Source organism: Brevibacterium gallinarum (genome assembly GCF_014836885.1).
Taxonomy (GTDB): domain Bacteria; phylum Actinomycetota; class Actinomycetes; order Actinomycetales; family Brevibacteriaceae; genus Brevibacterium; species Brevibacterium gallinarum.
In genome coordinates this window covers 310569-323379 of the sequence record NZ_JACSPY010000002.1, presented here as the reverse complement: position 1 = coordinate 323379, position 12811 = coordinate 310569, and the positions used below count along the sequence as shown (strand labels likewise).

General features: G+C 66.7%; 10 protein-coding genes. 4 read left to right on the top strand and 6 right to left on the bottom strand.

The features are described from left to right. Nucleotides 1–94: 94 nt before the first annotated feature. The 4 genes from H9634_RS03690 to H9634_RS03675 all read left to right on the top strand — a co-directional run bounded on the left by H9634_RS03690 (nt 95) and on the right by H9634_RS03675 (nt 5691). Nucleotides 95–1708 (top strand): hypothetical protein, encoded by a 1614-nt coding sequence (locus H9634_RS03690; RefSeq protein ID WP_191725420.1) that lies wholly within the window; start codon nt 95–97, stop codon nt 1706–1708. 247 nt (nt 1709–1955) lie between these two features. Then, nucleotides 1956–3149 carry an acyl-CoA dehydrogenase family protein gene (locus H9634_RS03685; protein ID WP_191725419.1) on the top strand — a complete coding sequence of 398 codons (1194 nt, stop codon included), beginning with the start codon at nt 1956–1958 and terminating at the stop codon, nt 3147–3149. Between the two features lie 37 nt (nt 3150–3186). Further along, complete coding sequence (locus tag H9634_RS03680) at nt 3187–4329, top strand: acyl-CoA dehydrogenase family protein (protein ID WP_191725418.1); 1143 nt, start codon at nt 3187–3189, stop codon at nt 4327–4329. A gap of 192 nt (nt 4330–4521) precedes the next feature. Continuing rightward, complete coding sequence (locus H9634_RS03675) at nt 4522–5691, top strand: LppM family (lipo)protein (RefSeq protein WP_191725417.1); 1170 nt, start codon at nt 4522–4524, stop codon at nt 5689–5691. A 175-nt stretch (nt 5692–5866) separates the two neighbouring features. On the opposite strand, the gene H9634_RS03670 is transcribed toward H9634_RS03675, so the two are convergent. From H9634_RS03670 to pyrE, 6 genes are all read right to left on the bottom strand, one after another. Next, nucleotides 5867–7042, bottom strand: a complete 1176-nt coding sequence (locus tag H9634_RS03670; protein WP_191725416.1) for an LppM family (lipo)protein — start codon at nt 7040–7042, stop codon at nt 5867–5869. 125 nt (nt 7043–7167) lie between these two features. Next, a complete protein-coding gene (locus H9634_RS03665) occupies nt 7168–8409 on the bottom strand; it encodes an amidohydrolase family protein (RefSeq protein ID WP_191725415.1) in 1242 nt (413 codons plus the stop codon). A 289-nt stretch (nt 8410–8698) separates the two neighbouring features. Next, the gene (locus H9634_RS03660; protein ID WP_225210578.1) at nt 8699–9361 is read right to left on the bottom strand and encodes a TrmH family RNA methyltransferase; all 663 of its coding nucleotides are present in this window, start codon (nt 9359–9361) and stop codon (nt 8699–8701) included. Nucleotides 9362–9363: 2 nt separating this feature from the next. Further along, nucleotides 9364–11040, bottom strand: coding sequence for an ABC transporter permease (locus tag H9634_RS03655; RefSeq protein WP_191725413.1), 1677 nt, complete (start codon nt 11038–11040; stop codon nt 9364–9366). After that, entirely contained in the window at nt 11041–11943 is a 903-nt protein-coding gene (locus H9634_RS03650) for an ABC transporter ATP-binding protein (protein WP_191725412.1), read from the bottom strand. Nucleotides 11944–12079: 136 nt separating this feature from the next. After that, complete coding sequence (gene pyrE, locus H9634_RS03645; RefSeq protein WP_191725411.1) at nt 12080–12640, bottom strand: orotate phosphoribosyltransferase; 561 nt, start codon at nt 12638–12640, stop codon at nt 12080–12082. Nucleotides 12641–12811: the final 171 nt, after the last annotated feature.

Here is a 12811-nt window from a genome sequence, read left to right as displayed (position 1 = left end):
TATGCAGATTCTTCTGCATGTACTCTCACTGGGCGTTGCCGATCGACATCTTATCGCGCTTGATTCTGCGCATTCCGGAAGGTACTTCGCACCCATGACCATCTTGAAACCGGTCAAGCTTCTCGCACTTGCCAGTGCGGCTGGCACCGCTTTGCTCCTCTCAGGAGTAGGCATCTCGGCTGCAGCCATCGACACCTCTAAGAATGATCCCACCGATGACGGCCAGGTCACCTGCTTCGAAGAATTCACCTGGACAAGCCAGTCGACACTCCACCCTGGAGCCAGTGACGTCGTCGACCGCGAGAAGGAGCTCACGCATGGGGCCGACGTCGCTGTCGACGGCTGGGCCGGAGGCGGCTCTGGCGTCGACGGGTGGGACGAATCGGGAACACCGACCTTCCGCATCGTCGTCGGCACGCTGAGCTACCTCACCGACGTCAGCGCAACGATCGCCTACGTCGACAACGACAGCGCCGAGTTCACTGACACCAACTCGCTGGTCAGCCCGGCGGCCGGTGCGACGCCGCCTGAGTACAAAAAGACGAAGCTCACGAATCTGGTGGAGCCGCAGCTGGCTGATGACAAGAAGTCCCTCTCCTGGAACATCACCGAGGACCAGACCCTGCTGCAGAACAGCTCAGCGAGCTTCAACGCGACCGGAAACAAGGAAGTGCTCGGCGACAGCACGGAACCGCTGACGGTCAAGGTGACCGTCACCGGCAAGATCGCTGTGCCCTGTGAGGAGGATCCGGACAACCCCGGCTACTACGATGCTGAGGAAGGCAGTGCAGGATCGGTCTGCGAGGTCGATTGGACTCTGGCTTCGACCATGGACAGGCGCCTCATCGACCCGTCGAACAACGGATACCGCAGCAAGGTCCGCGATACTGATAACGGCCTGTCCGAGATCCAGCATTTCTTCATCGGTGAGACGCTGCGCTGGCGCATCCCGATCGGCACGACTGAACCGATCAAGGCAGGAGCTAAGCTCGTCCTCGAACCCGGTGACAACTGGACTTTCAACGATCCTTCGACCGTCGAAGAGCAGACCGGTGTCGAATGGGCCGGCAGCTCACCGCAGATGTACCTGTTCCACCGCTTCTACGGAGGAACCGGCACCGACCTACTGTTCCACGACCCGGGCACCAACGAGAACCCTCGTTTCAACAACGTGCCCGCTGAGATGCCGACCTACGAGCTCGTTGACGGCAAACTGGTCGTGACACTGCCGGAGATGCCGGCTGACAGCCACATCATGTTCACCGCTGCAGCCACTCCGAACGAGGACACCGACATCAACACCACGGGATACGCCATCGACGGCAAGCTCACCGGCGAGTACCCCGAAGAGGTCCTCGAGAGCCGGGGCTGCCTTGAGCCCACCCCGACGGATGACCCGACGGCCACCGATGACCCGACCGCGACCGATGAGCCCACGGCGACCGATGACCCGACCGCGACGGATGAGCCGACGGCCACGGACGAACCCACCGCGACTGGCAAGCCGACCGATGACCCGCGACCGACGCCGCCAGGTGATGACGACGACGGCCGCGACGACAATGGCCGGGACGACAACGGTCGTGACCGCGATCGAGACGGACGCCTGCCGCGGACTGGTGCCGGTGTCGGCAGCGCTCTCTTCGGCGCAGCCCTGCTGATAGGAGGCGGAGCGGCAGTCGTCATGGCCGCACGCCGCCGCCGGTGATCTGACCGGCAGCACATGAGCGAAGCGCCTCTGGTTCTGTCTGAACCAGAGGCGCTTCGCTGTGCCGGAAAGGAAAGCGCGGCGATCAAGCTATCTGCTCACAGCTGGACAAAATCAGCACGCATACCTCGTGGACGGCCACCAGCCGAGACCGGCCCTCCTGCCGCCAGCCGATCGAGTTGTGAGACCTCAGCCACAGGCTTAGACTGAACGCACGCTCACTTATCGAACGATCGAGGTAGTTCTTATGGATCATCTGCTCAGCCCGGAAGAGCTCGATTTCGCCCATCAGATGCGCGAGTTCTTCCGCACCGAAATCCCCGAAGACATCCGCTACCGCCAGGCCATCGGCCAGGAGCTTTCCAAAGAGGACATCGTCACCAGCCAGCGCATCCTCAACAAGCACGGCTACGCGGTGCCGAACTGGCCAGTCGAATGGGGCGGCCAGGACTGGACGCCCGTGCAGCGCCACATCTGGCTTGAGGAGATGCAGCTGGCCTCCGTGCCGACTCCGCTGCCGTTCAACACCGCAATGGTCGGCCCGGTCATCGCGACGTTCGGCTCCCAGGAGCTCAAGGAGCGCTTTCTGCCGGCCACAGCCAACATCGACATCTGGTGGTCGCAGGGCTTCTCCGAGCCCAACGCCGGCTCTGACCTCGCCTCCGTCAAGACCTCGGCCGTGCGCAAGGGCGATAAGTACATCGTCAACGGCCAGAAGACCTGGACGACACTCGGCCAGCACGGCGACTGGATCTTCAACCTCGTGCGCACCGACCCGGATGCCAAGAAGCAGGCCGGCATCTCCTTCCTGCTCATCGACATGAAGTCCCCTGGCGTCACTGTCCGCCCGATCGAGCTCATCGACGGCGGCCACGAGGTCAATGAGGTGTTCTTCGACAACGTCGAGGTCCCCGTCGAGAACCTCGTCGGCGAAGAGAACAAGGGCTGGACGTACGCGAAGTTCCTGCTCGGCAACGAGCGCACCGGCATCGCCCGGATCGGCGACTCGAAGGTCGCACTCGCCCGCGTCAAGGCCTACGCTGCGGCCACCAAGACCTCCCGCGGCACGCTGCTCGACGACCCGCTGTTCGCTGCGCGCCTGACGAAGGTCGAAGCCGAGCTCACCGCCCTGGAATTCACCCAGCTGCGGATCCTCTCAACACAGGTCGCAGGCGATGACAAGCCGGACCCGCGCTCCTCGGTGCTCAAGCTGCGCGGCTCGATGATCCAGCAGGACATCTCCGAGCTCATGATGGACGTCCTCGGCCCGCAGGGCATCGACTTCGTCGACAGCCGCGAGGTGCCCACCGGCTTCACGACCCTGCCCCCGGGTGCCGTCGATGCCGGCCCGCACTACTACAACTATCGCAAGGTCACCATCTACGGCGGCTCCTCGGAAGTCCAGCGCTCGATCATCTCGAAGGCTCTGCTCGGACTCTGATCCGCAGGCTCGACTCTTTCACCATTAGGAGAACTCAATGGATCTCGAACTCACAGACGTCCAGCAGGAGCTTGCCTCGACCGTCGGCCGCCTGCTTGCCACCAAATACGATGCTGCCGCCCGCGATGAGGTGCTCGCCTCCGAAGCCGGCTACAGCGAGAGCATGTGGAGCCAGTTCGCTGAGATCGGCCTGCTCGGCCTGCCGATTGACGAGGACTACGACGGCGCCGGCATGGGCTTTGCCGAAGTCGCCGTCGTCATGGAGCAGTTCGGCCGCGCACTGACCCTGGAACCGTACCTGGCCACCGTCGTGCTCGGCGCCGGACTCATCACCGCCGTCGGCACCGATGAGCAGAAGTCGGAGCTGCTGCCCGGCGTGGCCGCCGGTGAGACGAAGCTGGCGCTGGCCGCCTATGAACCGGCCGGGCGCTACGATCTCACCCGCCCGGGCACCACCGCCTCGGTCTCGGAGTCCGGCGTGACGCTGACCGGCGAGAAGTCCGGCGTGCTCGGACTCGGAGCCGCCGACCGGCTCATCGTCTCCGCTGCCGTCGACGGCGGGGTCGGCCTGTTCCTCGTCGACCCGGCAGCCGAGGGCGTGACGATCGACGTGCGCACCCAGGCCGATGGCCACAAGGCCGGCTCGGTGCTCTTCGACAGCGCCCCGGCCACCCGCCTGGGCGAAGGCGACGCGTCCGCAGCGATCGCCGCCGTCATCGACACCGCCAACGCCGCCCTGTGCGCCGAGGCCGTCGGCGCGATGGAGGCATCGCTGAAGATGACCGCGGAATACCTGCACACCCGCGAGCAGTTCGGCTTCCCGATCGGCCGCAACCAGGTCCTGCAGCACCGGGCAGCCGACCTGTACGCCACGCTCGAGTACGCCAAGAGCATGGCCCTGTACGCCAAGCTCGCCGTCATCGAGAACAACCCGGACACCCGTCACCGGGACGTCATCGCAGCCAAGCTCGTCATCGACGACGCCTGCCGGCACATCAGCCAGGAGGCGATCCAGATGCACGGCGGCATCGGCATGACGATGGAGTACCCGATCGGCCACTACGCCAAGCGGCTGACCGTCATCGCCCGCACTTTCGACGAAGCCGACGCACTGACCGCCGAGCTTGCCGAGATGGGCGGGCTCATCGAAGCCCGTGCAGCCGACCTGCAGGCCGGCTGAGACCGCGGGCGGCAGGCCGAGACTCCCTGCCTGACCCGCGCACTCCCCTGAACCGACCCCGAGGTGGTGAGCACCGCCTCGGGGTCGGTTGCTGTTGACCGACGATGGGCACGGTGGCTGCCGGCGGTGAGTTCGGTTAGGTTGAGGAGTGCACTGCGCTGCCGCCAGTGATGACCCGCCGAAGGAACCGCGATGACCCTGCCCCGGATTTCTGCCACCCGCCACCTGGCAGTCGTCGTCCTGCTCGTCCTCACCGTCCTGCTCACCGGCTGCATGAAGATCAACGGCGACCTCACCATCAGCACGGACTTGAAGGTCTCCGGCACCGTCGACGCACTCATCGAGCGCACGGCCGTCGAAGACCTCGGCGCATTCGACACCAGCACCTACGGCTCCGGCACCCGCGACGCTGACACCCTGATCGATGAGTCGATCGAGGAGGCACGGCAGAGCCTGCCTGCAGGTGTCACGATGGAGAAGATCGCCGATGAGCAGTACATCGGGGCGCGCTACACCTACGATGCAGTCGACCCCAGCCATACCGCGGTGGAGGACTTCGGCCTCAGCGGACTGCACCTGACCGAGCAGGACGACGAGATCACCCTGCGCATGCCCAACTTCCTCCTCGTCGATGACCCCGCCATCCGTTATGGGTCCCCCGGCTGGAGCCATGCTCCCGGGCGGTTCATGTTCGATGAGGCGACGATGACCTTCACGTTCCCCGGTCGTGTCGTCAGCGCACCCGGCGGCGAGGTCAAGGGGAAGACGGTGACATTCGATCTGCGGCATTTCGCCGGCGACACCATCGAGGTGACGGCGAAGGCCTCATCGTTTCCCTGGTGGATCCTGTTCATCGTCGGCGGGGTGCTCCTGCTGCTCATCGTGGCCGGAGTCATCATCGCCGTCGTCGCACGGAAGAAGCGCCAACGGCAGACGATGCCGCCTGGACCGGGTTACGGTGGGCCCGGCTATGGAGCAGGCCCCTGGATGCCAGGGCCGGGAGGCCCGGGATACGGCGGGCAAGGATACGGTTCAGCAGGACCGGGGCCTGCAGCTCCCGGATATCCCGGACCGGTGGGAGCCGCCGGTCCGCCTCCGGCTGGGCCCGGTGTGGGTCCGCCGCACGGTCAGCCGATACCCCCGCACGCCCCGTCCGGGCCCTACGGCCCGCCCACTCCGCAAGCGTCTGGTCCTGCGCACCTGTCCGTCCCTCCGCATCCGGGGCCTGCACAGCCGGGGCAGCCAGGTATGCCGCACCCAGGGCCTGCACAGCCGGGGCCGGGGCCTGCTGCGCCGAATGACCACCGTCGCTTTGCCCCACCGGAATCTCGCACGCACAAGAATCCGCCAGAAGCAGACTGATATCTCCTGCAGCCGTGTTAGCCGGGAAACCGCGTATCGTCATGAGCCCGAAAACCCGGCACTGGTATCGGGACGACGACTCGCCGGATGGAGTCGATCATCTGCACATGACTGCGGGGCCCAGACCGATGTCTGGGCCCCGCAGCATTCGGCGCATGTCAAGCGCGCTCAGCTTTCACTGTCGCGGCGGCTGAGGACCCGAGCCGTACCCCGGATTGCCGTAACCCGGATGTCCTGGGCCCTGCTGGGGCGGCTGGCCGTAGTGCTGACCGGGTTGGCCGTACTGCTGACCAGGCTGGCCGTACTGCTGACCAGACTGGCCGTACTGCTGACCAGACTGGCCGTGTCCCCACTGCGGCTGCGAACCGCCCTGCTGTCCGTAGGGTCCTGGTGCCGAACCGGGCGCCTGCGGCGGCTGCACGCGGCCGGGTCCACCGGGCTGTCCCTGCTGGGGCGGCTGCCCCTGCGGGCCAGGCTGGCTCTGCGGTCCGGGGTGTCCGTACTGGCCGGGAGCCGAAGGGCCGGCGCTGGGCTGTCCGTACTGGCCCGGCTGACCGTACTGGCCCGGCACACCGTAGGAGGCGGCGGTAGCGGGACCGCCCTGGTGCTGCCGCTTCTTCTTCCGCGAGAGCAGGACGGCGAGCAGAATGCCGCCGCCGATGAGCAGCAGCAGGAGGATGCCGCCGATGACGAAGAGGATCCACCATGGGAAGGACGAGCTCTTCGCCTTGACGGTGATGGTGTCGCCGTCGAACGTCTTCAGGTTGTAGGTGACGACGTTGTCCTCGATCTGACCACCGGGGGCGTCGATGATCTTGCCGGGGAACGTGAGCTTGACGGTGGCCTCGGTGAACATGTCGGCGGGATCGCCGCCACCGGTCTGGTAGTCGGCGACACCACCGGTCCCCAGATCGGAAGAGCGGATGAAGTTCGGCATCGAGAACGAGATCTCGCCGTTCTCCTCGCTGATCGACATGCCCTCAAGACCTGTCTCTGAGGCGTCGGTCAGCCCATTCGGGTCCACCTTGTCGAGGGTGAGCTTCATGCCGAGATCGGTGTCCGTGGAGACCTTCTCAACCGTCACCCCTGCAGGTGCCTCGGCCTGTGCTTCCTGGACGGACTTGTCGACATCGCCTTCGTAGTCGGTCGGCGTTCCGTAGCTGCCGTATTGGGAGGACTGGTCTTCGAGCATCTGCCGGTCGAACGTGTACTGCCAGGTGCCGCTGATCTTGAGATCCTTGTCGATCTCCATGTCGATGTTGACGGCCATGCATCCGGTGAGGACGAACCCCAGCAGGAGCATCAAGCCGACAGCCAGCGGCTTCGTCACTCGGTCTTTCAGCGTCTTCATGGGGCACCTTTCACGCATCGTCGCCGCCACGGCTTCGCGGCACTGGTCTCAACCTATCGGAACACATGCGGGCTCGCCACGCATCGCTGTTCCGGTTTCGACACTCGACATCGTTGCCGGCGACCTCAGCCGGTGAGCTTCCCATTGCGGGCGATGAGCCGACCGGACTTGAACACCAGCCGTTCATCCGGGCAGTCCATGATCGCTGCGGTCACCGTATCTGCCTTGACCAGCAGCAGGTCGGCTGGGGCACCGACGGCCAGTCCCGCCTCGGCGTCGGAGCTCATGTCACCGGACGGGACGTGCGGGATCTGCTCGACGATATGCCGGCCGCCGCGCGAGGCAACGTCGAGGCAGTGTTCGATGTCGGCATCGGCGCGGAAGCCGTTGGTGAACGCCAACTGCCACACCCGGCGCAGCACATCACCGTCACCGTAGGGGCTCCAGTAATCGCGCTGCCCGTCTTCGCCCAGGCCCACCCGCACGCCGGTCTCCGCCAGCAGCTTCAGCGGCAGCACGGTCCCGGCCGGGGCGACGGTGGTGACGGCGATCTGATTGGCCGCCAGCATCTCAGCCAGCCGGCGCTGTTCGCGTTCGTCGACGCTGCCGAGCACGAAGCAGTGTGAGACCGTCACCTTTCCCTGCATGCCAGCGGCCTCGGTGCGGGCGATGATCTCCTCGAGGGTGAACACGCCGACCGTGCCGCGTTCGTGCAGGTGGATGTCGATGCCGATGCCGTACTTCTCCGCCCAGCCGAAGACCATGTCGAGGTGGGTCTTCGGGTCCCGGTCATAGGTCGTCGGGTCGAGCCCGCCGATGAGGTCGGCGCCGGCCTCCAGGCCCTTTGCGACGAAGGCCGGGGCGTCGGCGTCGCGCAGCAGCCCGGCTTGCGGGAAGGCGACGATCTCCATGTCGACGATCCCGGCGAGGGTGTCCTTGGCGGCCATGAGCGCGTCGAAGCGCTCGAGCCGGCAGTCGGAGTCGATCTGGGCGTGCGTGCGGATGCGGGTCGCGCCCGAGGCTGCGATCAGGCTGGCGGCGTAGACGGCCTGGTCGTAGGCACTGCGCTCGCCGTTACGCCAGTTGGCGCGGTCGTTCATGATGAGCGAGTGCAGGCTGGATCCTGCGGTGTGCGGCCGGAACGTCTGGCCCAGCCGGTTCGAGTCGAGGTGGGCGTGGACATCGCCCAGGCTCGGCATGACGACGTAACCGTCCGCGTCGATGACGTCCGTGCCCGAGGCGGTGGCATCCGTTCCCGGGTTGCTCGGGGTGATGGCTGCGATCCTGCCGTCATCGACGGTGAGGTCGACGGCGGGTGCATCGGGTTGGCGGTTGAACAGGCGGGTGTTACGGATGACTGTCGGCATGGTCCGAGTCTATGCCCGCGCATGCATGGCCGGTATCGCTGCTCTGGATCACCACGGGGTGGTGGAGGACTTGATCTGACCGAGAGGATTCAAGCGCCGCGGAATGTTCACCAACAGGAAAGTCCTCAACGCGAACACCCGACAGTTCATCATCCGAGAAAACAGCCGCAAACACTCATTCGCATAGACCAAGCTCCAGAACTTTCATCACCGAGTCGATCGATTTCGCGAATCGCTGCATCCCCAATCGTTGATCCACAGTTGGCATCATCGCAGGCGACGCCTCTGCTCACCGGACCGACTGACCGAAGGCGTGCCGACGGATCCAGGCGTGCATGGCGATCGCCGCGGCGGCAGCGGCGTTCATCGACCGGGTCGAGCCGTACTGCTCGATCGACAGCACAGCTTCGCACGCCTGATGGGCGGCGTCAGTGAGGCCGGGGCCCTCCTGGCCGAAGAGGAACACGCAGTTCTCCGGCAGCTCGTAGGTCTCTAAGGGCACGGAGTCGGGGAAGTTGTCGACGCCGATGAGCGGGAGGCTCCGCTCAGCACACCAGGCGGCCAGTGCCTCGGCGTCGGGGTGGTGGTGCAGGTGCTGGTAGCGGTCGGTGACCATCGCTCCGCGGCGGTTCCAGCGGCGCCGGCCGACGATGTGGACTGCGGCGGCGTTGAAGGCGTTGGCGGTGCGCACGACTGAGCCAATGTTGAGGTCGTGCTGCCAGTTCTCAACGGCGACGTGGAAGCCGTGGCGGGTGCGGTCGAGATCGGCGACGATCGCCTCGAGCTTCCAGTACCGGTAGCGGTCGACGACGTTGCGGCGGTCGCCCTCGGCGAGCAGCGCGGGATCGTAGTGCTCGCCGGTGGGCCATTCACCGGCCCAGGGGCCGACGCCGACGGTGATCTCGGCATCGGCCCCTGGTGCAGGCGTTGGGCGTTCGGCGCCCGGCGGCAGGGTCACGGCTTCTTCTTGGAGCCGGACTTCTTCGCCGCAGGCTTCTCGTCTGTCGACTTCTTGGCCGCAGACTGCTTGGCTGCAGGCTGCTTGGCCGCAGGCTTCGCCTTCGTGGCGGTCTTCGCAGCGGGCGACCCGCTGGTGGTGTCCTCAGTGTCGTCGGTCTCGTCCGCCTCGGCGTCGGCATCCTCTGCGTCTGCGGAGCCGTCGGCGGCAGCGGACTTCTTCTCCGCCTCGGCGGCGGCGCCCTTCTTGCGCGGCTTGACGGTGCGTCCGCCGTGGCCGGCCCCGCGCAGCAGGTTCTTCTCATATGCGCCCGAGGCGAGACCGAAGGCGATGAGCGCGACGACGAGTGCGATGCCGGCGGCCAGCAGGCCCTCCCACCACTCAGCCTGGCCGGCGAAGTAGCGCATCGGCATGGCGACCGGGGCGGTGAACGGGACGTAGGACAGGATGCGCAGGATGTCGGCCTTGAGCGCGATCACCATCGGCACGAAAGCCCCGGCGGCGGCGAGCAGCACGATGATGCCGTAGCCGATCTGGCGGGCGCGGCGCCCAGCCGGGGTGGCCGCCCACAAGAACAGCGACATGTACAGCAGCACCACGATGAGGAAGATCGCTGAGAACCAGCCGATGCCCGGCAGCGCGGCCATCGCCAGGGAGTTGAACGAGGCGATCGACAGGCCGAGCATGAGCACGCCGACAGTGATGACGAGGTAGACGAGCGCAAGCACCGTCAGCCCGTAGACCCGGCCCCAGGCGGCAGCCTTGGGCGGGATGGTGGCGGCGATGACCTCGGCGAGCCGGTTGCGCTTCTCGACCCGGGCGTTGGCGTACAGGGCCGCGCCCAGGGTGAGCACGGAGGCGAGCAGCAGCAGGGCCATGCCCCAGACGAACACCGAGCTGGCGGTGGCCGGCACGGGCGGTTCCTCCAGGTAGGTCACCGGCATCTCCGGCTGCAGCTTGTTCATGATCTCCGTCGGCTTGGAGTTCAGCGCCACCAGCTGCTGCTGTCCCATGCCCGAGGGGTCGACGAGGAGGGCGGCATCGGCTTCGCCGGTGCGCACGAGCTCTTGGGCCTCTTCGACGGATTCGACGTCCTTGATCTTGAGGCCCAGCTGCTGTTCGGCAGCTGCGGCCTGTTCGCCGAGTCCGACGGTGGCCAGGGTGGAGTCGCCGGTGGCGCCTTCCGGGCTGGCGTTCTGCGCGCCGATGATGATAGCGGCGATGACGGCCAGGCCGAGGATGAGGCTGGTGACGTAGAACAGCGGTGAGCGGGAGACCGAGACGGTCTCGCGGTTGGACACGAGCCAGGCGGCCTGCCGGCCGGTGAAGTCGCGGAACTCGGAGACGAGCCCGGTCTTGGGTTCGCTGCCTGGCTGCGGGCGGTCCTCGCGCAGCTCATAGGGCACGTCGGCATCGGTGAGCAGGTCGTCGTCGGCGTCGATCGTCTCGACGGGGATCTCATCGTCGGCGTCGTCGGCTGCGTCCGCGTCGTCGGCGTCAGTCTCGTCGGCGAGGGCATCGGCTTCGCCGGGTTCGGTGTCCTCATCGAGGATGACGAGGTCGTCATCGGCGCCGGGAGCCGTCGGATCGGCCGGGTCGACCGGGGTGCTGCCCTCGACCGGGTCGGTGGGGTCGACCGGGTCGGTGAGGTCCTTCTTGTTCTTGTCGGTCACTCAGATCCTCTCCTTCAGCAGCTCAGCCAGGCTCGCCTGGTGCGCACCATATTCTGTCACGCCGCTCGTCGCAGCCACGGCTGCGAAGGCCGCCTGCGGATCGGATGCGGAGAAGACCACCAGCTCGCGGTCAGCTGCGCCGGTCTCCTCATCGTCTGCGACATCGATGCCGGGGTGGGCAGCGAGGCTGGCGCGTCCCGCCTCGGCGGCGGCAACGGTCTCGTAGCGGGCGGCATACAGGTTCGCGTCCCGGCGCAGCGTGGCCAGCGCGCCCTTGCCGACGACTGTGCCGTGGTCGAGGGCGATGATGTCATCAGCGACTGATTCGGTCAGCTCATAGGAATCGGAAGTGAAGATGACCGGGACTCCGGAGTCGGCGTGGTCGCGCAGCAGGCTGAAGACCTTCTGGGTGCTGGCGGCGTCGAGGCCGTCGAACGGGTCGTCGAGCACGACGACGTCCGGGTCGGCGGCGAGCACGGCGGCGATCTCAGCGCGGGCGACCTCGGTGCCGGACAGGTGCGACAGCGGCGCGTAGGCGCGGTCGGACAGGTCGAGGCGCGAGAGCAGAGTGACGGCGTTGCGCTCGGCTGCGCCCATCGTCATGCCGTGCAGGCGCGCGAGGTAGACGATCTGCTCGAGGACCTTCATCCCCGGGTAGCCGCCGCGTTCAGCGGGCAGATAGCCGAAGTTCTGCCGGTCGCCGAAGCCCAGTTCGTGGCCTTCGAGTTCGACGGTGCCCTCATCGGGGGTGATGAGGCCCATGATGACGCGGACGAGTTCGGTCTTGCCGGAGCCGCGCTGGCCGACGATGCCGGTCAGGCGGCGCGGGCGGGCGGTCAGCGATACGTCCTTCAGCCACGTCTTGCGGCCGGACTTGAGCGTGATGCCGGTGAGTTCGAGCACGGGTGGTCCTTCGATTGACGGGGGTGCGCGCCGCGTGCGGCGCCGGGTCTAGTGTTGCGTGCGGTGTCAGCTAACGTCCAATCCCAGCGGTGGCGGCACCGGGCCCGAGGCGCCGGTCCGGCTGGGATCGTGAGGCTCAGTCGAGTCCGAGGTCGCTGGTGCTCAGCGCGATGAGGTACGGCAGGCCTGCGGCCTCGACGCGCTCCTTGGCGCCGGTGTTGCGGTCCATGACGACGGCGACGGCGATGACCTCAGCGCCGGCTTCGCGCAGCGCCTCGACGGCGGTGAGCACGGAGCCGCCGGTCGTCGAGGTGTCCTCGACGGCGATGACCTTGCGGCCGCGCACATCGGGGCCTTCGACGCGGCGGCCCATGCCGTGTTCCTTGGCGGCCTTGCGCACGACGAAGGTGTCCTTGGGGGCGCCGCGGACGACGGAGCGGTGCATGATCGCGGTGCCGACCGGGTCAGCGCCCATCGTCAGGCCGCCGATCGCCTCGACCTCGTCGAGGTAGCCGGTGGACTCCAGCAGGTCGAGCATGACGTCGCCGATGAGCGGGGCGCTGCGGTGGTCGAGGGTGACCCGGCGCAGGTCGAGGTAGTAGTCGGCCTCCTGACCGGAGGACAGCGTGACCTTTCCGCGCACGACGGCGAGTTCGTCGATGAGCTGCAGCAGCTGGGATTTCGCAGTTTCTGACATGCGCTCAGTCTACGTGGACGAAGCCGAGTGCCAGCTGAAGAGGTGTCCTGCCTGGAGAAACACAAAGACCCCGGGGCGCGTAACGCGTCTTCCCGGGGCCTTTGCAGCACTCCCCTCGAGTACCCGGACGCATCCCCATACGTCCGTCATTCGCCCGATCCCCACCGGGTC